This window comes from Streptomyces sp. NPDC059371, assembly GCF_042751995.1.
Classification (GTDB): domain Bacteria; phylum Actinomycetota; class Actinomycetes; order Streptomycetales; family Streptomycetaceae; genus Streptomyces.
Genome location: NZ_JBHYXD010000116.1, coordinates 385 through 19,144, shown reverse-complemented (window position 1 = coordinate 19,144; position 18,760 = coordinate 385). Strand labels below are relative to the sequence as shown.

Annotated in this window: 17 protein-coding genes; 9 read left to right on the top strand and 8 right to left on the bottom strand. The window is 72.9% G+C overall.

The window, feature by feature from the left end; genetic code table 11:
* Positions 1-37: 37 nt before the first annotated feature.
* The gene (locus tag ACFXGX_RS37840) at positions 38-475 is read right to left on the bottom strand and encodes a gamma-glutamylcyclotransferase (protein WP_384801200.1); all 438 of its coding nucleotides are present in this window, start codon (positions 473-475) and stop codon (positions 38-40) included.
* Between the two features lie 107 nt (positions 476-582).
* Here ACFXGX_RS37840 and ACFXGX_RS37835 point away from each other — a divergent pair, with 107 nt between their 5' ends.
* Together ACFXGX_RS37835 and ACFXGX_RS37830 are read left to right on the top strand one after the other, a co-directional pair.
* Entirely contained in the window at positions 583-2,031 is a 1,449-nt protein-coding gene (locus tag ACFXGX_RS37835) for an NAD(P)H-quinone dehydrogenase (RefSeq protein WP_384801197.1), read from the top strand.
* Positions 2,032-2,198: 167 nt separating this feature from the next.
* Positions 2,199-3,167: a DeoR/GlpR family DNA-binding transcription regulator gene (locus tag ACFXGX_RS37830; RefSeq protein ID WP_384801195.1), complete on the top strand. Its 969-nt coding sequence runs from the start codon at positions 2,199-2,201 to the stop codon at positions 3,165-3,167.
* A gap of 246 nt (positions 3,168-3,413) precedes the next feature.
* On the opposite strand, the gene ACFXGX_RS37825 is transcribed toward ACFXGX_RS37830, so the two are convergent.
* Both ACFXGX_RS37825 and ACFXGX_RS37820 read right to left on the bottom strand, forming a co-directional pair.
* Positions 3,414-4,031, bottom strand: a complete 618-nt coding sequence (locus ACFXGX_RS37825; RefSeq protein WP_384801192.1) for a TetR/AcrR family transcriptional regulator — start codon at positions 4,029-4,031, stop codon at positions 3,414-3,416.
* 272 nt (positions 4,032-4,303) lie between these two features.
* A complete protein-coding gene (locus ACFXGX_RS37820) occupies positions 4,304-6,076 on the bottom strand; it encodes an acetyl/propionyl/methylcrotonyl-CoA carboxylase subunit alpha (RefSeq protein WP_384801189.1) in 1,773 nt (590 codons plus the stop codon).
* 400 nt (positions 6,077-6,476) lie between these two features.
* Here ACFXGX_RS37820 and ACFXGX_RS37815 point away from each other — a divergent pair, with 400 nt between their 5' ends.
* A complete protein-coding gene (locus tag ACFXGX_RS37815; RefSeq protein WP_384801187.1) occupies positions 6,477-7,088 on the top strand; it encodes a hypothetical protein in 612 nt (203 codons plus the stop codon).
* A 234-nt stretch (positions 7,089-7,322) separates the two neighbouring features.
* On the opposite strand, the gene ACFXGX_RS37810 is transcribed toward ACFXGX_RS37815, so the two are convergent.
* The 4 genes from ACFXGX_RS37810 to ACFXGX_RS37795 all read right to left on the bottom strand — a co-directional run bounded on the left by ACFXGX_RS37810 (position 7,323) and on the right by ACFXGX_RS37795 (position 10,092).
* Positions 7,323-7,943 carry a Maf family protein gene (locus ACFXGX_RS37810; RefSeq protein WP_384801184.1) on the bottom strand — a complete coding sequence of 207 codons (621 nt, stop codon included), beginning with the start codon at positions 7,941-7,943 and terminating at the stop codon, positions 7,323-7,325.
* Between the two features lie 51 nt (positions 7,944-7,994).
* The gene (gene mmpB / locus ACFXGX_RS37805; protein WP_384801181.1) at positions 7,995-8,123 is read right to left on the bottom strand and encodes a morphogenic membrane protein MmpB; all 129 of its coding nucleotides are present in this window, start codon (positions 8,121-8,123) and stop codon (positions 7,995-7,997) included.
* 136 nt (positions 8,124-8,259) lie between these two features.
* Positions 8,260-8,469, bottom strand: a complete 210-nt coding sequence (locus ACFXGX_RS37800; RefSeq protein ID WP_103554379.1) for an acyl-CoA carboxylase epsilon subunit — start codon at positions 8,467-8,469, stop codon at positions 8,260-8,262.
* Positions 8,470-8,499: 30 nt separating this feature from the next.
* A complete protein-coding gene (locus ACFXGX_RS37795; RefSeq protein WP_355773464.1) occupies positions 8,500-10,092 on the bottom strand; it encodes an acyl-CoA carboxylase subunit beta in 1,593 nt (530 codons plus the stop codon).
* A 181-nt stretch (positions 10,093-10,273) separates the two neighbouring features.
* Here ACFXGX_RS37795 and ACFXGX_RS37790 point away from each other — a divergent pair, with 181 nt between their 5' ends.
* Both ACFXGX_RS37790 and ACFXGX_RS37785 read left to right on the top strand, forming a co-directional pair.
* A complete protein-coding gene (locus ACFXGX_RS37790; protein WP_384801177.1) occupies positions 10,274-11,143 on the top strand; it encodes a biotin--[acetyl-CoA-carboxylase] ligase in 870 nt (289 codons plus the stop codon).
* A 308-nt stretch (positions 11,144-11,451) separates the two neighbouring features.
* Positions 11,452-12,855: an adenylate/guanylate cyclase domain-containing protein gene (locus ACFXGX_RS37785; RefSeq protein ID WP_384801175.1), complete on the top strand. Its 1,404-nt coding sequence runs from the start codon at positions 11,452-11,454 to the stop codon at positions 12,853-12,855.
* A 73-nt stretch (positions 12,856-12,928) separates the two neighbouring features.
* Here the strand turns inward: ACFXGX_RS37785 and ACFXGX_RS37780 are convergent, their stop codons facing one another.
* Positions 12,929-13,474: a hypothetical protein gene (locus tag ACFXGX_RS37780; RefSeq protein WP_384801172.1), complete on the bottom strand. Its 546-nt coding sequence runs from the start codon at positions 13,472-13,474 to the stop codon at positions 12,929-12,931.
* Positions 13,475-14,354: 880 nt separating this feature from the next.
* Here ACFXGX_RS37780 and ACFXGX_RS37775 point away from each other — a divergent pair.
* From ACFXGX_RS37775 to hutH, 4 genes are all read left to right on the top strand, one after another.
* Entirely contained in the window at positions 14,355-14,771 is a 417-nt protein-coding gene (locus tag ACFXGX_RS37775; RefSeq protein ID WP_384801170.1) for a hypothetical protein, read from the top strand.
* Positions 14,772-14,956: 185 nt separating this feature from the next.
* On the top strand, positions 14,957-15,784 hold the full coding sequence (locus tag ACFXGX_RS37770) for an enoyl-CoA hydratase/isomerase family protein (RefSeq protein WP_384801167.1): 828 nt from the start codon (positions 14,957-14,959) through the stop codon (positions 15,782-15,784).
* Positions 15,785-15,868: 84 nt separating this feature from the next.
* On the top strand, positions 15,869-17,026 hold the full coding sequence (locus tag ACFXGX_RS37765) for a diguanylate cyclase domain-containing protein (RefSeq protein ID WP_384801164.1): 1,158 nt from the start codon (positions 15,869-15,871) through the stop codon (positions 17,024-17,026).
* 153 nt (positions 17,027-17,179) lie between these two features.
* Entirely contained in the window at positions 17,180-18,718 is a 1,539-nt protein-coding gene (hutH, locus tag ACFXGX_RS37760) for a histidine ammonia-lyase (RefSeq protein WP_384801224.1), read from the top strand.
* The last annotated feature ends 42 nt before the right edge of the window (positions 18,719-18,760 follow it).

The window sequence follows — 18,760 nt, the reverse complement described above, 5'->3', positions numbered from 1 at the left end:
GCCGCGGAGCGGCGGGGCGCGCCGGGGGTAACAGGCTTCAGCAGGGACGCTTGCGGAGTTCCATGACGTAGTCGTGCGGAGCCCCGGCGGACTCGGCGGCGTCCGCGATCTCGCCCAGATAACGCGCCGAGGGCAGTCCCCCCTCGTACCCGTTCAGTACGTAGACCCACGCGCCTTCCTCACCCTCCAGTGTGTGCACACGTACACGCATCCGGCGGTAGATGTCGAGGCCGACGCCCTCCCAGCGGTCCATCGAATCCTCGTCCGGCGGGGCGATGTCGTACAGCGCCACGAAGACCTGGGACCGCGGCGCCTCGACGATCGTCGCGAGCGCCCCCTCCCAGCCCATGTGCTCGCCGCCGAAGGTCAGCCGCCAGCCGTTCAGCCAGCCCGTCGCGCGCAGCGGCGAATGCGGGGCGCGGCGCGTCATGAGCCGCGGATCGAGATTGCCGGCGTACGCGGCGTAGAGCGACATGTGGTCGAGGGTACGTCAGTGGCACGTACGCCTCTCACGTAACAAAGTGGCTCGGATACGCCGGACTCGGGGCCCCTGGGCGGAAGCACCTTGAAGCGTGCGGGACAATGGAGTACGTGACTCGGATCGTGATCATCGGTGGCGGACCCGGCGGATATGAAGCGGCGCTTGTGGCCGCGCAGCTCGGCGCGGAGGTGACCGTCGTCGACTGCGACGGTCTGGGCGGGGCGTCGGTGCTCACCGACTGCGTGCCGTCGAAGACTCTGATCGCGACGGCCGAGGTGATGACGACCTTCGACTCCTCGTACGAGGAGCTGGGGATCATCGTCGCCGACGACACCCCTCCGCTGGAGCAGGCGGCCAAGGTGGTCGGCGTCGACCTCGGCAAGGTCAACCGCCGTGTGAAGCGTCTCGCGCTCGCCCAGTCGCACGACATCACCGCCTCGGTGACCCGTGCCGGCGCCCGGGTCCTGCGGGGCCGCGGACGTCTGGAGGGCATGCAGGCCCTGGACGGCTCCCGCAAGGTCGTCGTGAGCGCCGCGGACGGCACCGAGGAGACCCTTACCGCCGACGCCGTGCTCCTCGCCACCGGCGGGCACCCGCGCGAGCTGCCCGACGCGCAGCCCGACGGCGAGCGCATCCTGAACTGGACCCAGGTCTACGACCTCGACGAGCTGCCCGAGGAGCTCATCGTGGTCGGCTCCGGTGTCACCGGTGCCGAGTTCGCCGGCGCCTACCAGGCACTCGGCTCCCGCGTCACCCTCGTCTCCAGCCGCGACCGCGTGCTGCCGGGCGAGGACCCCGACGCCGCCGCCGTCCTGGAGGACGTCTTCCGCCGCCGCGGCATGAACGTCATGGCCCGCTCCCGCGCCGAGTCCGCCAAGCGGGTCGGCGACCGGGTCGAGGTCACGCTCTCCGACGGCCGGGTCATCAGCGGCACGCACTGCCTGATGGCCGTCGGCGCCATCCCGAACAGCAGCGGGATGGGCCTGGAGGAGGCCGGCGTCAGGGTCCGCGACTCCGGGCACATCTGGACGGACAGGGTCTCCCGCACCACCGCTCCGGGCGTGTACGCGGCCGGTGACGTGACCGGCGTCTTCGCCCTCGCGTCCGTCGCCGCCATGCAGGGCCGCATCGCCATGTACCACTTCCTCGGCGACGCGGTGGCCCCGCTGAACCTGAAGACGGTCTCCTCGAACGTCTTCACCGACCCCGAGATCGCCACCGTCGGCTACACCCAGGCGGACGTCGACGCGGGCAAGATCGACGCCCGGGTCGTGAAGCTGCCGCTGCTGCGCAATCCGCGCGCCAAGATGCAGGGCATCCGCGACGGCTTCGTCAAGATCCTCTGCCGCCCCGGCACCGGCATCGTGGTCGGCGGCGTGGTCGTCTCCCCGCGCGCCTCGGAGCTGATCCACCCGATCTCGATCGCGGTCGACAACAATCTGACGGTCGAACAGATCGCGAACGCGTTCACCGTGTACCCGTCACTGTCCGGCTCGATCGCCGAGGTGGCGCGACAGCTCCACACCCGGAAGACCGCGGGCGAGGGCTGACGCCCCGCGCCGACTCCCCGCTGGTCACGGGGAGTTGGTGACGCTGCGCAGCGCGGGGGCGGCGAGAGTGGGCACGTATACCACTGAGCACCCTGCCATGCGAACAACTTCTGTTATTCGGCGCAAACTGCTGAAAGCAGACGGTCGTTGGGGTTACTGTCAGTTTCGTGTTCGCTGCAGAACGTCGCCAATTGATCCTCGAAATGGTGCGAGCGAACGGGGCCGTGTCGCTCCGTGAGCTCGCCCGCGTCGTCCAGACCTCCGAAGTGACCGTACGGCGGGACGTGCGCGCGCTGGAGGCAGAAGGACTCCTCGACCGCCGGCACGGCGGTGCGGTATTGCCGGGCGGGTTCACGCGGGAGTCCGGCTTTCCGCAGAAATCGCATCTCGCGACCGCCGAGAAGACGGCCATCGCCGATCTCGCCGCGAGTCTCGTCGAAGAGGGCGAGGCCATCGTGGTGGGGGCGGGGACCACCACGCAGGAGCTGGCCCGCCGGCTCGCGCGGGTGCCAGGCCTGACCGTCGTCACCAACTCCCTGCTGGTGGCGCAGGCGTTGGCCCACGCCAACCGTGTGGAGGTCGTGATGACCGGCGGCACCCTGCGCGGTTCCAACTATGCCCTGGTCGGCTCGGGTGCGGAGCAGTCCCTTCAGGGGCTGCGCGTGTCCCGGGCGTTCCTCTCCGGGAGCGGTCTGACCGCCGAGCGCGGACTCTCCACGTCCAACATGCTCTCGGCGTCGGTGGACCGTGCCCTCGTCCAGGCCGCCGCGGAGGTCGTGGTCCTCGCCGACCACACCAAGCTCGGGACGGACACCATGTTCCAGACCGTGCCGACCGACCTCATCACCCGGCTGGTCACGGACGAGCCGCCCGCCCATGACGACCGGGCCGCCACCGAACTGCAGGCCCTGGCCGATCAGGGCGTGCAGATCACGGTGGCCGGGTCATCGGCGTCGGGCGGTGCGGGAGGGGATCCGCTCCCGGCGGGGCGCCAGCCGCGTCGGGACGTACCGCTCCCGGGCCCGCGCCGCGGCCAGGTGGTCCCGGGCTCGGGACCGCAACTACGGAGCGCGACGGCGATGGGGGACCAGCCCCCGGCCGAACGGGCACGAGTGGCCGATCTGCGACGCCGCTGAGCGGTGTCGCCGGGACGGTGAAGCGGAGGGCCGAGCCCTCGGCCGACCGACCGGACCGGCTCACGTGTCCCGACCGTGCACCAGGTCGGTTCATGGGTCCAGGCCGTACACCAGGTCGGTTCACGGGTCCGGACCGCGAACCGGGTCGGTTCACGGTGTCAGGCCACCGGGGGCAGGGCGGTTCACGCTCTCAGGCTCCGGAGGCCGGGGCGCCTCACGGCTTGAGGCCGCAGAGGCCGGGCCCGCTCACGGTTTCAGGCCGCGCAGGGTCAGGTTCAGCAGACGGTCGGCCAGCGCGGGGTCGTCCGGGGTCTCCTCCGCCGCCAGCGCGATCGCGTTGGTCAACTGGAGGAGATCCCCGATGGAGACGTCGGGGCGCACGGCCCCCGACTCCTGGGCGCGCAGCAGCAGGGCGCCGCCCGCCTCACGCATCGGGCCACTGCACCGGGCGAGGTGTGAACCGTCGTCCCGCGAGGCCGACATGAGGGCGCGCGCGAGTCCCCGGTACGCACCCGCGTGCGAGATGATCTCGCGCAGCCACTCCACCAGCGCGGTGCACGGTTGCGGGGCGCCGAGCAACTCGCGCGAGCGGGCCAGCAGATCGCTCACCGCGTCCTCGAAGACCGCGCTCATCAAAGCGTGCCGATTCGGGAAGTGCCGGTACAGCGTGCCGATTCCGACGCCCGCGCGCCGGGCCACGTCCTCCAGGGACGCGTCCGTGCCGTGCGCGGCGAACGCGGCGCGCGCCTCCGCGAGCAGCCGTCCGTGGTTGCGCCGGGCGTCCGCCCGCATCACCCGCGGCGCTCCTGGACCCTGGGCGGGCCCGGACGTTCCGGCCCGCTCCTTCGCGGTCGCGCCCACCATGGCCTCCACCTGCCCTCTCCCACCGCCCGGCTGCGCTCCAGGATGCCACCGGCGGCTCCCGGACGGACGTCCGCCGGTTCGGCGCCGGACGGCTCGAAGCATCATGGACGGTTGCGCGGACGGGGTCCCGGGCGCCGTGGCGCCCGGGATTCACTCCGTACGCGGGAGCGCCCGGCGGACCGTTCCGTACGCGGAAGCGCCCGGCGGGCCGCAGACGCGGTTCGCCGGGCGCTTCGGACGCCACGGGACGGGTGTGTCACCCGTCCGCGTGCTCAGTCCTTGATCTCGCAGATGGGGGCGCCGGACGTCACGGAGGCGCCGACCTCCGCGCTCAGGCCCTTGACGGTGCCGGAGCGGTGCGCGTTCAGGGGCTGTTCCATCTTCATGGCCTCGAGGACGACGATCAGATCGCCCTCCTTGACCTCCTGGCCCTCCTCGACGGCCACCTTGACGATGGTGCCCTGCATCGGGGAGGCGAGGGTGTCGCCCGAGGCGACCGGGCCGGACTTCTTCGCGGCGCGGCGCTTGGGCTTGGCGCCGGCGGCCAGACCGGTGCGGGCCAGCGACATGCCCAGCGAGACCGGCAGCGAGACCTCCAGGCGCTTGCCGCCGACCTCGACGACCACCGTCTCGCGGCCGGGCTCGTCGTCGGTCTCGGCGTCGGCCGGAGCGGCGAACGGCTTGATCTCGTTGACGAACTCGGTCTCGATCCAGCGGGTGTGGACCGTGAACGGGTCCTCCGAGCCGGTGAGCTCGGGGGCGAACGCCGGGTCCTCGACCACCGCGCGGTGGAAGGGGATCGCCGTCGCCATGCCCTCGACGGTGAACTCGGCCAGCGCACGGGCGGCCCGCTGCAGGGCCTGCTTGCGGGTGGCGCCGGTGACGATCAGCTTGGCGAGCAGGGAGTCCCAGGCCGGGCCGATGACACTGCCGGACTCGACGCCCGCGTCCAGCCGGACGCCGGGGCCGGTCGGCGCCGCGAAGGCCGTGACCGTACCGGGGGCCGGCAGGAAGTTGCGGCCCGGGTCCTCGCCGTTGATGCGGAACTCGATGGAGTGGCCGCGCAGTTCGGGATCGCCGTAGCCGAGCGCCTCGCCGTCCGCGATACGGAACATCTCGCGGACCAGGTCGATGCCGGCGACCTCCTCGGTGACCGGGTGCTCGACCTGCAGACGGGTGTTGACCTCCAGGAAGGAGATCGTGCCGTCCACGCCGACCAGGAACTCCACGGTTCCCGCGCCGACGTAGCCGGCCTCCTTCAGGATCGCCTTGGAGGACGCGTACAGCTCCGCCACCTGTGCCTCGGACAGGAACGGGGCGGGGGCCTCCTCGACCAGCTTCTGGTGGCGGCGCTGGAGCGAGCAGTCACGCGTGGAGACGACGACCACGTTGCCGTGGCTGTCGGCCAGGCACTGGGTCTCCACGTGCCGGGGCTTGTCGAGGTAGCGCTCCACGAAGCACTCGCCGCGCCCGAAGGCCGCGACCGCCTCGCGCACCGCCGACTCGTACAGCTCCGGTACCTCTTCCAGGTTCCGGGCGACCTTCAGACCGCGCCCGCCGCCACCGAAGGCGGCCTTGATCGCGATCGGCAGACCGTACTGCTCGGCGAACGCGACGACCTCCTCGGCACCCGAGACCGGGTCCGGGGTACCGGCCACCAGCGGCGCGCCCGCACGCTGCGCGATGTGCCGGGCGGCGACCTTGTCACCCAGGTCGCGGATCGCCTGCGGCGGCGGACCGATCCAGATCAGCCCGGCGTCGAGAACGGCCTGGGCGAAGTCCGCGTTCTCCGAAAGGAAGCCGTAACCCGGATGGATGGCATCCGCGCCCGAGTCCTTGGCGGCCTGCAGCACCTTGGCGAAGTCCAGGTAACTGGAGGCCGGAGTGTCACCGCCCAGCGCGAACGCCTCGTCCGCCGCACGGACATGCAGAGCGTCCCGGTCCGGTTCCGCATACACGGCAACGCTCGCGATCCCGGCATCCCGACATGCTCGGGCCACGCGGACAGCGATTTCGCCACGGTTGGCGATGAGCACCTTGCGCACGATGGCTCCCTCCTTGAAAACAAGCCGAGTTTAGGGACAGCCAACACGACTCTTCGAGCTGTCCCCAGTGGTGAGCTTGCCCACACGGAGCGTGATACGAGGCTCGCCCTACCCGCGAAATCCCTTGTCGTGCCAAGGCACGCGGGAATCCTTCCCTGAACCCTAGCCCTCAGGTGTGGCCAAGGTCTCTGTGACTCCGTGCTGCGGCCCACAACGATTCTTTGTCGAGTCCCTACGAATGGCCCAACGATTCTTTGCCCTCGACGGAACCCTTGTCCCTGGGTTTACCCGTTAGTAGCGTTCGGGATGTCTAAGACGTACTTGGGGTAACAGCGCGCGGAAGTGGGTGGGGCCGGTGGTGCGGAGACCGCTGGTGTGGGTGGCGGCGATCGTGCTTTTCGTGGAGGCGATAGGTATCGCTCTCCTCAACTGGTTCCTCGGCGTGGTCGTCGACCGCCAGGACATGTCCATGGCCGGACTCGACTCCGACGTGATGGCGCGGTCGTCGAAGATCGGCGGTCTGGTCTTCGGCCTCTACTTCCTGGCCTGTGCCGTGTCGGCCCTGCTGGTCGCGCTGCGGCAGCGCCCCCCGGGCGTTTTCGGGCGTGTCCTGCTGATCAGCGCCGCCGTGGTGCACGCCCTGCTCGGCGCCTTCACGGTGGGCCTGGTGGGCTGGGGAGCGTTCGCCTTCATGATGGTGGTGTTCGCGTTGATCGTGTTCACCCTCCTGGCGTACGACGGCCGCGAGACCGGCCCCGTCGACGCCGCGCCGGAGACCGGCGGGACGGGTGACGGCGAGGGCGACGCGGCCGACGCCGGGAGCACCGGCCCCGACCGGAGCGCGGTCGCGGGCGGTGCCGGCCCGGGTGAGGCTGTCACCGCGGGGACCGTCGACCTGGGGAAGGGTGCCGAGCCGAAGGGTGCCGAGGCGGCGGCCGCCGACGTCACGGGTGACGACGCGAGGGCCGTCGAGGAGGTGCCCGTGGTCGCGGTCGCGGCAGCGGCCTCCTGACGGCCCCTGACCGCCCTCCTGACGGCGCCCCGACCACCCTCCTGGCTCTCCGGCCGCCTTCGGGCGTGCCGGCGCCCGGGGGTGGCCCGGGGGCCCGGTCCCGGTCCCGGCTCTCGGGCCGCCCGGGTGCTCAGGTGTGCCCGCGTCCGGACCTCAACCGCCCTGATGCGTACGGGTGTTCCCGGAGTGGCCGGGTGGCCGGGCGCCTTGACCGGACGCCCGGTCCCGTGGCCCTCACCCCTCCCGGGGCGTCCACAACTCTGTGATGCCCACGCCGAGTTCGCGGAGCAGTCTGCGGACCAGCGGCAGTGAGATGCCGATGACGTTGCCGTGGTCGCCGTCGATGCCCTCGATGAAGGGCGCCGAGCGGCCGTCCAGGGTGAACGCGCCCGCCACGTGCAGGGGTTCGCCCGAGCCGACGTACGCGGCGATCTCCTCGTCGGTCGGTTCGCCGAAGCGGACCACGGTCGAGGCGATCGCGGACTCCCACCGCTTCTGCGCGGTGTCCCAGACGCAGTGCCCCGTCTGGAGCGTGCCCGCCCGGCCGCGCATCGCCTTCCAGCGTGCGGTGGCCTCCTCGGCGTCGGCCGGCTTGCCGAGCGCTTGGCCGTCCAGGTCGAGCACCGAGTCGCAGCCGATCACCAGCGCGCCCTGGACCTCGGGGCGCGCCGCCACGACGGAGGCCTTCGCCTCGGCCAGCGCGAGGGCCAGTTCGGCGGGAGTGGGTGCGGTGACGGCGTCCTCGTCGACCCCGCTCACGATCACCTCGGGGGCGAGACCGGCCTGCCGCAGCAGATTGAGCCGGGCGGGGGACTGGGAGGCGAGGACGAGACGGCGGCGCGACTGATCGGTCATGCGATCAGGGTATCGGCGTCGATCCGCCCCCGCCTCGGCTGCCGGGCGGGTTCAGCGGATGCACGCCAGGGTCATCCCGATCACCATGGCCAGCGCCAGGAGAACGCCCAGGCGTCGCAACATGGCCTGCATGTCGCGGAGATCCTCGGGGGGTTCGTTCTCGGGGTCGGACCACAGCATGCTCCCGATCGTGCGACGAGCGGGCGGCCCGACGCCTGAGTACGGGTACTCAACTTGCGGACATCCTGTGAAACCGAGATCCCCCCGGGACGGGGTCCGCGGGGGGATCGAGGGGTGTCGCGTGCCGGCGCGGTGGCTAGCCCGGCCAGTAGCTGCGGCCCCACGACGTCGGGCCCGGCTGCGGCAGCCGGTGCGCGGCGATACGGGCGGGGTCGGACCAGGAGTCACGCGGCCCGGACGCGCCGGACGGGGCGGACGCCACCGCCGCGGCGCGCGCGCGGACCACCGCCAGTGCGGCGGCCAACTCCTCGGGGGTCGGATTGCCCCGTACGACCTTGATCGTCATGTCTGCTCCCAGGGTCCGGGTCGGCGGGGTCTAGAGCGGGATGTTGCCGTGCTTCTTCGGAGGCAGTGACGCCCGCTTCGTACGGAGCTGACGCAGGCCGCGTACGACGTGGGAGCGGGTCTGCGACGGCATGATCACGCCGTCGATGTAGCCGCGCTCGGCAGCCGTGTACGGGTTCAGCAGCGTGTCCTCGTACTCCTGGATGAGCCGGGCCCGGGTGGCGTCCTGGTCCTCGGCGGCCGCGATGGTGCGGCGGTGCAGGATGTTGACCGCGCCCTGCGCGCCCATGACCGCGATCTGGGAGGTGGGCCAGGCCAGGTTGAGGTCGGCGCCCAGGTGCTTGGAGCCCATGACGTCGTACGCGCCGCCGAAGGCCTTGCGGGTGATGATCGTGATCAGCGGGACGGTCGCCTCGGCGTACGCGTAGATCAGCTTGGCGCCGCGGCGGATGATGCCCGTGTGCTCCTGGTCGACGCCCGGGAGGAAGCCGGGCACGTCCACGAACGTCAGGACGGGCACGTTGAACGCGTCGCACGTCCGCACGAACCGCGCGGCCTTCTCGCTCGCGTCGATGTCCAGACAACCGGCGAACTGCATCGGCTGGTTGGCGACGATGCCGACCGGGTGGCCCTCGACCCGGCCGAAGCCGGTGAGGATGTTCGGCGCGAACAGCGCCTGCGTCTCGAAGAACTCGGCGTCGTCCAGGACGTGTTCGATCACCGCGTGCATGTCGTACGGCTGGTTCGCGCTGTCCGGCACGATCGTGTCCAGCTCACGGTCCTCGTCCGTGAGGGCGAGGTCCGCCTCCTCCGGGAACACCGGGGGCTCGCTGAGGTTGTTGGACGGCAGGTACGACAGAAGCTGCTTGACGTACTCGATCGCGTCCTTCTCGTCACCCGCCATGTGATGGGCCACGCCCGACACGGCGTTGTGCGTACGGGCGCCGCCCAGCTCCTCGAAGCCGACGTCCTCACCCGTCACCGTCTTGATGACGTCGGGGCCCGTGATGAACATGTGCGAGGTCTGATCGACCATCACCGTGAAGTCGGTGATGGCGGGGGAGTACACCGCGCCGCCCGCGCACGGACCGACGACCAGGCTGATCTGCGGGATGACACCCGAGGCGTGCACGTTGCGGCGGAAGATCTCGCCGTACATGCCGAGAGCGCTGACGCCCTCCTGGATCCGGGCGCCGCCCGAGTCGTTGATGCCGATGACCGGGCAGCCGGTCTTCAGCGCGAAGTCCATCACCTTCATGATCTTCTGGCCGAAGACCTCGCCGAGAGCACCGCCGAAAACCGTGAAGTCCTGGGAGAACACGGCGACCGGGCGGCCGTCGACGGTGCCGTAGCCGGTGACCACACCATCGCCGTACGGGCGGTTCTTCTCCAGTCCGAAGTCGGTCGACCGGTGCCGCGCGAACTCGTCGAACTCGACGAAGGAACCGTCGTCCATCAGCAGTTCGATGCGCTCACGAGCCGTCAACTTGCCCTTGGCGTGCTGCTTTTCGACGGCGCGCTCCGAGCCGGCGTGCGTCGCTTCCTGGATGCGGCGCTGCAGATCCGCGAGCTTGCCCGCGGTGGTGTGGATGTCGGGGTGGTGCAGCTCTTCCGGCTCGGACATCGGGTTGCGGCTCCCTGCCTGATCTAAGGGGACGTGAGGGTGACTGCTCGGAAAACGCGGTGCTCAGAAAGAAGCGACGCTCAGAAGCGGTGCTCAGAAGGGGGGCTTGCTACTCATCCGTAGCGTAGTGGCGTGCCTACCGATCGGCAGTGCGGCGTTTACCACACCTAGGCTGGGTTGCATGACGCCGCGAGATGCAGCAGACGCGAACGACAACCGGTGGTCCGACCTGGACCGTCCGCCGCTGAACGGGGCCGCCCTGCGCCGGGCGCTGGTCCGTGACGGCGGCCTGTGGAGCGACGTGGAGGTGGTGGAGCGGACCGGATCGACCAACACCGATCTGGCCGCGGTCGTCACCGGCGAGAAGGGGGCCGACGAGGGCGCCGTCCTCGTCGCCGAGGAGCAGAACGCCGGGCGCGGACGCCTGGACCGCCGGTGGACCGCGCCGGCCCGCTCCGGCCTCTTCTTCTCCGTCGTGCTGAAGCCCGCCGGAGTCCCCGTCGAGCGCTGGGGCTGGCTGCCGTTGCTCACCGGCGTGGCCGTCGCCACGGCGCTCTCGCGCTCCGCGGGAGTCGACACCGCACTCAAGTGGCCGAACGACCTGCTGGTCACCGTGGACGGAGAGGAACGCAAGGCGGGCGGCATCCTCGCCGAGCGCGCGGGAAGCGACGCGGTCGTCGTCGGGATCGGCGTCAACGTCTCGCTGCGCGAGGACGAACTGCCCGTGCCCGGCGCCGGATCGCTGGCGATGGCGGGCGCGACGACCACGGACCGTGACACCGTGCTGCGGGCCGTGCTCCGCTCCCTGGAGCAGTGGTACGTGCGGTGGCGGGACGCGGGCGGCGACCCCGTCGCGTCCGGCCTCCAGGAGACGTACGCGGCCGGATGCGCGACGCTCGGACGCTCGGTGCGGGCCGAACTGCCCGGCGGCCGGACGATCGTCGGCGAGGCGATGGCCCTGGACGGGGACGGACGGCTCGTCATCGCGACCGCCGACGGCGTACGGGAGCCGGTGGGCGCCGGAGACGTCGTGCACCTGCGCCCCGCGTGAGCCGACGCCCCGACGCGCACCACGAGCCGACCGGACGCCGGGGGTCCGAGGCGCGATGCGCCGGGGGTCAGGCGGCGCGGTGCGGCGGGAGTCCCGAGGCGCGGTATGTGGGGACTCCGGCGGCGCGGGGCGGCGGGTGGGGCGAGGGCGCGGGCCGGTGGGGCGTGTGACGGTCCGGGACGGCGTGTGGTCCAGACCTTCGGTGCCTCTCGGGCCTCGGTCCCGCCATCGGGAGTGAGCCAGCGCACACCTGCCGTAGAGTTGAGCGCGGTCGAACCTGACCACGGCAGATCGGAAGGGCAGCAGGAGTGACCGTCGACGACACCGGCTCCGGCACGGGTGCCCACCCCGCCCCCGGCGGCGAGCCCGGCCGTACCGCCGGGCCGGTCACGGACGCGACACCCGCACGGGCCGCCGCGGCCGACGAGGCCCGGCACGAGGCCGGTCCCGACGCCGGGTCCGGCACCCGCCCGAACCACCGCCCGGACGACCGCCAGGACGCGGGAGACGGTCTTTCCAGTGGCGACCTCGTTCCGGCGGGGAGCCGCCCCCGCGGGGACGACCGCGGCCGCGACGGCGGCGGGCGGCCGGAGGTCCGGCCCGACGCGCGCCACGAGGCGAACGGCCGGGTGGACCCCCAGGCCGAACCGGACTCCGAGGGCGACCCGCTCGCGCTGCGCCTCGAGGGGCTGATCCTCGGTGCCGAGCGGCGGTACACCCCGTTCCAGGCGGCCCGCAGCGCGGGCGTCTCCATGGAGCTGGCCTCCCGCTTCTGGCGGGCGATGGGCTTCGCGGACATCGGCCAGGCCAAGGCGCTGACCGAGGCGGACGTTCTCGCGTTGCGCCGCCTCGCCGGTCTCGTCGAGGCGGGCCTGCTGAGCGAGGCCATGGCCGTCCAGGTCGCCCGCTCCACCGGGCAGACCACCGCCCGTCTGGCCGAATGGCAGATCGATTCCTTCCTGGAGGGCCTGACCGAGCCCCCGGAGCCGGGAATGACCCGCACCGAGGTGACGTACCCCCTGATCGAGCTGCTTCTGCCCGAGCTGGAGGAGTTCCTCGTCTACGTCTGGCGCCGCCAGCTCGCCGCGGCCACCGGCCGGGTCGTGCAGGCGGCGGACGACGAGGAGATGGTCGACCGCCGTCTCGCCGTCGGCTTCGCCGACCTCGTCGGCTTCACCCGGCTGACGCGCCGCATGGAGGAGGAGGAGCTCGGCGAGCTCGTCGAGGCCTTCGAGACGACCGCGGCGGACCTGGTGGCGGCGCACGGGGGCCGGCTCATCAAGACCCTCGGCGACGAGGTGCTCTACTCCGCGGACGACGCCGGTGTCGCCGCCGAGATCGCGCTGCGGCTCATCGAGACGATGGCCAACGACGAGACGATGCCGGAGCTGCGCGTCGGCATCGCCTTCGGCACGGTCACCACCCGGATGGGCGACGTGTTCGGTACGACCGTGAACCTGGCGAGCCGGCTCACGTCGATAGCGCCGCGCGACGCCGTCCTCGTCGACGGCGCCTTCGCGGAGGAGCTGACCCGCACCGGTGACGCGCCCGCGTCCGAGGCGGAGGCCGCCGAGGCCGCGGCCGCCGCGGAGAAGGAGGGCGAGGAACCCCCCTCGTACCGCTTCGCGCTCCAGCCGATGTGGCAGCGGCCCGTGCGAGGTCTCGGCGTCATCGAGCCGTGGCTGCTGGCCCGCCGGGCCGACGACGCGTAGCACCTCACGGTCACCGCTCGGCGCCTCACGGGCACCGCTTCGCACCTCACGGTCATGGCTCGGCATGTTCCGGTCACTGTTCGTCCTGGCCGGGCGACAGCAGCCCGTTCACGCAGATCCCCACGATCGGTACGCACACGCCCGGCTGCTGGTGGGACGGCGCCGTGGTGCTCGGGCTCGGGGACGGGGTGTGTCGCGGTGTCTCGGCGGGCGCGGTGGCCGGCGGTGTCGACCGCGTGGTCGGCGGTGTCGTCGCGGGGGCCGTGGGGATGCCCGTGCTGTCGCCCGCCTCCGTGGCGGCGGGGGCCGCGCCGTGAGCGGCCGGGACCGTGGCGGCCGGTGTCCGCACCGACGCCGGGATCCCGCTCGTGTCCGAGGTGGGCGCCGGGCTCGTCCCGCCCATCGCGGGGCTCGCCGGCGCGGCTCCGGCCCGCGTGGGTGAGGGCATCGCCGCGACGGTGGGGACGGCGTCGCCCGCCGTGTCGTTGTCCGTGGCCGTCGCGACCGGTTCGGCCTCCGCGTGCCCTCCGTCCGCGCTCCCGGTCACCGCGTCCGGCGACATCCGGGTCAGGCTCAGCACTCCCGCCGCGAGCGCGAGCCCTCCCGCGGCGAAGAGCACGCGGCGGCGACGGGGCTTGCGGTGCCGGCCCCGGGCGACCCGTGGCCGGACGGGCGCGGGCTCGTCGTCGCCGGGCGGGTACGCGGCCCCGCTCGCGCCGCCGGCCCGCGCAGCCGGAACGATCCCTCGCCCCCGACCAGCACGATCCACCCCCAGCCCATCGACGACACCCCTGGCTTCCCGGCCCCCACCCCTGGCTTCCCGAGCCGCGGTCTCGGCATCCGGGGCGACACTCCCGGTGTCCCGGGCCGCACCCCGGGCTTCCTGGGCCGTACCCCGGGCTTCCTGGGCCGCACCCCGGGCTTCCTGGGCCGTACCCCGGGCTTCCGGGGCCGCGGTCTCGGCGTCTGGGGCCGCACTCCCGGTGTCCTGGGCCGCGCCACTGCGTTCCCACGCCACGGTCTTGGCTTCGGGGGCGACACTCCCGGTCTCCCGAGCCACACTCCTGGCTTCCTGGGCCGCGATCGCGGCTTGCGGGGCCGTACCCCCGGTCTCCCGGGCCGCGCCCCGGGCTTCCGGGGCCGCGGTCTCGGCGTCTGGGGCCGCACTCCCGGTTTCCCGGGCCGCGCCACTGCCTTCCCGGGCCGCACCCCCGGTTTCCCGGGCCGCGCCACTGCCTTCCCGCGCCTTCGCCCCGGCTTCCCGCGCCGCCGCTTCGGCCGCCTCCAGTGCCCGCGCTCCGGCTTCCCGTGTCGGCGTCAGCGTTCCCGCGCCCCGCGCCCGTGCTCCGGTCTCCTGCGGCTGCGTGCCGGCTTCTCGCGTCCTGGTCCCGGCTTCCGGAGCTGTCCCGGCTGCCTGCGCCCTCGCCTCGGCTGCCGCCCCCTGAGGGCTCGGCGTCGTCCCGGCGGCGGAGGCCCAGATCTTCGCGGCCCTGTCCGGCGTGGTCCCGGACTTCACCGGGGCGGGTACCCGGGCGTCGCCCGTCCTGACGGCGGGCGTCCGCACGGTGGGCGCGTCCTGGGTGCCGGACCCGGCGGTGTCGAGCGGCGCGGGGGCGGGCATCGCCCTGCTGAGCGGCTTGACGCGGATCCACCGGTTGGTGACCGCCGGTGCGGTCCGGGCGGCCGGGGACGCGGCGGACTCGGTTGCCGCGGAGGTCGTGGCGGCCGCGGAGGCCGTGGGGGCCGTGGCCGTCGTCGGCGTGGCGTCGGGCCGCCGGTCGGGCGAGGTGCCTGCCCCGGCGGCCTCGGAGGCCACCCGCTGGGCCGGCGGTCGTGTGAGCGTAGGTCGCGGGCCCGGCCGGGTGCTGGTGGCCTGCGGTGTCTCGCGGTTCGTCATGGTCGTCCCTCCCCGGTGAGCCGGTGTCCCTGATGCGCTGCGGCGGTGCGCACGTTATGCACCCTCCGAGAGCGGCGAAACGAAGTTCGACGACATGTCACTCGAACGAGGTGGTACGGCCCGAGGGGGGCGGGTTTCGCCGGACGGCCCCGGCTGCGATGATCGGGGCATCGATTGTTAACCCGCGTTAACCGGGAGGGTGTCATGGCGCAGCAAGAGGCGGACCAGGTGGCGGAGCCGGGCGAGCGGAGGTTCGGCGAGTTCGTGGCCGTGCGGCGGCACGGGCACGTCGCCGAGCTCGTCCTCGACCGGCCCAAGGCCATGAACGCCGTGTCCACGGACATGGCGCGGTCGATCGCCGGAGCCTGCGACGCCCTCGCCGCCGACCGGGACGTACGCGTGGTCGTCCTGACCTCCACGCACGAGCGTGCCTTCTGCGTCGGCGCCGATCTGAAGGAGCGCAACTCCTTCACGGACGCCGAGCTGGTACGGCAGCGGCCCCTCGCGCGATCCGCGTACACCGGGGTCCTGGAACTGCCGATGCCGACCGTCGCCGCCGTTCACGGCTTCGCGCTGGGCGGCGGGTTCGAGCTGGCGCTGTCCTGCGACCTGATCGTGGCCGACCGTTCGGCGGTCGTCGGGCTGCCCGAGGTGTCCGTCGGCGTGATTCCCGGAGGCGGCGGCACGCAGCTACTGCCGCGCCGGGTCGGAGCCGCGCGCGCCGCCGAGCTCATCTTCTCGGCGCGGCGTCTGGAGGCCGCCGAGGCAAGGGAGTTGGGGCTGGTGGACGAGCTGGTGGAGGCGGGGCAGGACCGGGTGGAGGCGCTCGCCCTGGCCACCCGGATCGCCGCCAACTCGCCGGTCGGGCTGCGCGCCGCCAAGCGGGCCCTGCGCCTCGGTCACGGACTCGATCTGCGCGCCGGTCTGGAGGTCGAGGACGCGGCCTGGCGGTCCGTCGCCTTCTCCGGGGACCGGGCGGAGGGAGTCGCCGCGTTCAACGAGAAGCGCAAGCCGGAGTGGCCGGGGGAGTAGTCCCGGGATCCGGGCCTCACGAGCCGTACCCCTGTTCGCCCCGCCGATGTCCCAATTATGGGCAAATATACCTAGCCTGGGGTGATGGGTGGTGAGGACAGTCGGCTGAGGGCCGTGGTGACGCTGGCGCAGGGGATGGCGGCGGCGCGCACCCCGCGGGAGTCGTGGCGGGCCGCGGCGCTCGGCGCGTGTCACGCGCTGACGGGGAGCTTCGCCGCGCTCTCCGTGTGGGAGCGCGAACTCGGCCGGCTGCGCGTGCTGGCCAACGTGGGCGAGCGCGCCCCGGACGAGGACGAGTTCCCCGACGGGGAGGCCTACCCGGTGCACCAGTTCCCGGAGATCACCGAGTTCCTGCATGAGCGCTGGGCGGGCGGCGGCGAGCCGAACGCCTGGGTCGAGACCGCCGACGGCCCCGTGATCGGTGCCTTCGGGTACTGCCACCAGCGTGTGGCGGCACTGCGCAGGCGTGGCCGCGGCTGCTGCGTCGTCGCGCCGATCGTGCTGCACGGGCGGGCCTGGGGCGAGCTCTACGTGGCCCGTCCGGCGGGCGCGCCGGTCTTCGGTCCGCAGGACGCCGACTTCGCGACCGTCCTCGCCTCCGTCGTCGCGGCCGGGATCGCCCAGACCGAGCGCCTGGAGGAGGCCCGGCGCCTCGCCTACACCGACTCCCTGACAGGGCTGGCCAACCGCCGCGCGGTGGACGTACGGCTCGAAGAGGCCGTGGAGCGGCACAGGGAGGACGGCGCCGTGGTCAGCCTGGTCGTCTGCGACCTCAACGGACTCAAGCGCGTCAACGACACCCGGGGGCACGCCGTCGGCGACCGGCTCCTCGAACGGTTCGGGTCGGTGCTCTCGCTGTGCGGGGCCATGCTCCCGGGCACCCTCGCCGCGCGGCTGGGCGGCGACGAGTTCTGTCTGCTCGCGGAGGGCCCGTCGGCGGACGACGTGGTGCGGATCGCCGGTGAACTCTGCTGCCGGGCGGCGGAGTTGGAGCTCGGCGAGGGGGTGGCGTGCGGTGTCGCCTCGACCGGGGACGCGATCGGCCCCGTACGGTCGGCGCGGCGGCTGTTCCGGCTGGCGGACGCGGCCCAGTACCGGGCGAAGGCCGTCCGGGCCGCGAAACCCGTGGTCGCCGGGCGCGAGGGCCCCGACGATCCCGTCGTCCGCCTCGCGGACGCGCCCTCGCCCACGGCGGGCGAGCGCCGCAGGTTCCGCGGACGCCACGAAAGGCCCCGCACATGACATATACGGCACATGTACGGCGCCCGCCGCGCCGGACGCGGCGCCCTTCGTGACGTACGAAGCCGCCGTTGTGACGTACGCCGGAGTAAGGGGTCAACCCGCCGCCCACTAGTGACATCATCGAATTCACTGCGTACGCTCCTGAATATGGATATGCACACTGTGGTGGTGGGGACGTCCGGAGTGACCGCGTCCGACGTTCTCGCCGTGGCGCGCGAAGGCGCCCGGATCGAGCTCTCGGACGAGGCGGTGGCGGCCCTCGCCGCGGCCCGCGGGATCGTGGAGGCGCTGGCCGCGAAGCCGGAGCCCGTCTACGGCGTCTCCACCGGTTTCGGCGCCCTGGCGAGCCGGCACATCAGCCCGGAACTGCGCGCCCAGTTGCAGCGCAACATCGTCCGCTCGCACGCCGCCGGCATGGGCCCGCGCGTCGAGCGCGAGGTCGTCCGCGCGCTGATGTTCCTGCGGCTCAAGACCGTCTGCTCCGGGCACACCGGTGTGCGGCCCGAGGTCGCGCAGACCATGGCGGACATCTTGAACGCGGGAATCACCCCGGTCGTCCACGAGTACGGCTCGCTCGGCTGCTCCGGCGACCTGGCGCCGCTGTCCCACTGCGCCCTGACCCTGATGGGCGAGGGCGACGCCGAAGGCCCCGACGGCGTCGTGCGGCCCGCCGGCGAGCTGCTCGCCGAGGCCGGCATCACCCCCGTCGAGCTGCGCGAGAAGGAGGGCCTCGCCCTCCTCAACGGCACCGACGGCATGCTCGGCATGCTGGTCATGGCCCTCGCCGACCTGGAGGCGCTCTATAAGTCGGCCGACGTCACCGCCGCGCTCTCCCTCGAAGCGCTCCTCGGCACGGACAAGGTCCTCGCCCCCGAGCTGCACGCCATCCGCCCGCACCCCGGCCAGAGCGCCAGCGCCGCCAACATGCTGGCCGTGCTGAAGGGTTCGGAGCTCACCGGTCACCACCAGGACGACGCCCCGCGCGTCCAGGACGCCTACTCCGTGCGCTGCGCCCCGCAGGTCGCCGGCGCCGGCCGGGACACCCTCGCGCACGCCCGCACGGTCGCCGAGCGCGAGCTGGCCGCCGCCGTAGACAACCCGGTCGTGCTGCCCGACGGGCGCGTCGAGTCGAACGGCAACTTCCACGGCGCCCCCGTCGCCTACGTCCTCGACTTCCTCGCCATCGCCGCCGCCGACCTCGGCTCGATCGCCGAGCGCCGCACCGACCGGCTGCTCGACAAGAACCGCAGCCACGGCCTGCCGCCGTTCCTCGCGGACGACGCCGGCGTCGACTCGGGCCTGATGATCGCCCAGTACACGCAGGCCGCTCTGGTCAGCGAGATGAAGCGGCTCGCCGTCCCGGCCTCCGCGGACTCCATCCCCTCCTCCGCCATGCAGGAGGACCACGTCTCCATGGGCTGGTCGGCGGCGCGCAAGCTGCGCACCTCCGTCGACAACCTGACCCGGATCGTCGCCATCGAGCTGTACGCCGCCACCCGCGCGATCGAACTGCGCGAGGGCCTGACCCCGGCCCCTGCCTCGCGGGCGGTCATCGACGCGGTCCGCGCGGCCGGCGTCCAGGGCCCCGGCCCGGACCGCTTCCTCGCCCCCGACCTGGCGGCGGCGGACGCGTTCGTGCGCGCGGGCGGTGTGGTGGCCGCGGTGGAGCCGGTGACCGGCCCGCTCGCCTAGCCGAGTCGAGCCCGAGGCGTGTGGGCCGGGTGTGTCCCGGCC

Coding starts and splice junctions, on each gene's coding strand:
- ACFXGX_RS37765 (WP_384801164.1), top strand. CDS start 15,869: ATGGGTGGTGAGGACAGTCGGCTGAGGGCCGTGGTGACGCTGGCGCAG.
- ACFXGX_RS37790 (WP_384801177.1), top strand. CDS start 10,274: ATGACGCCGCGAGATGCAGCAGACGCGAACGACAACCGGTGGTCCGAC.
- mmpB (WP_384801181.1), bottom strand. CDS start 8,123: ATGCTGTGGTCCGACCCCGAGAACGAACCCCCCGAGGATCTCCGCGAC.
- ACFXGX_RS37840 (WP_384801200.1), bottom strand. CDS start 475: ATGTCGCTCTACGCCGCGTACGCCGGCAATCTCGATCCGCGGCTCATG.
- ACFXGX_RS37825 (WP_384801192.1), bottom strand. CDS start 4,031: ATGGTGGGCGCGACCGCGAAGGAGCGGGCCGGAACGTCCGGGCCCGCC.
- hutH (WP_384801224.1), top strand. CDS start 17,180: ATGCACACTGTGGTGGTGGGGACGTCCGGAGTGACCGCGTCCGACGTT.
- ACFXGX_RS37810 (WP_384801184.1), bottom strand. CDS start 7,943: ATGACCGATCAGTCGCGCCGCCGTCTCGTCCTCGCCTCCCAGTCCCCC.
- ACFXGX_RS37800 (WP_103554379.1), bottom strand. CDS start 8,469: ATGACGATCAAGGTCGTACGGGGCAATCCGACCCCCGAGGAGTTGGCC.
- ACFXGX_RS37795 (WP_355773464.1), bottom strand. CDS start 10,092: ATGTCCGAGCCGGAAGAGCTGCACCACCCCGACATCCACACCACCGCG.
- ACFXGX_RS37835 (WP_384801197.1), top strand. CDS start 583: ATGGAGTACGTGACTCGGATCGTGATCATCGGTGGCGGACCCGGCGGA.
- ACFXGX_RS37770 (WP_384801167.1), top strand. CDS start 14,957: ATGGCGCAGCAAGAGGCGGACCAGGTGGCGGAGCCGGGCGAGCGGAGG.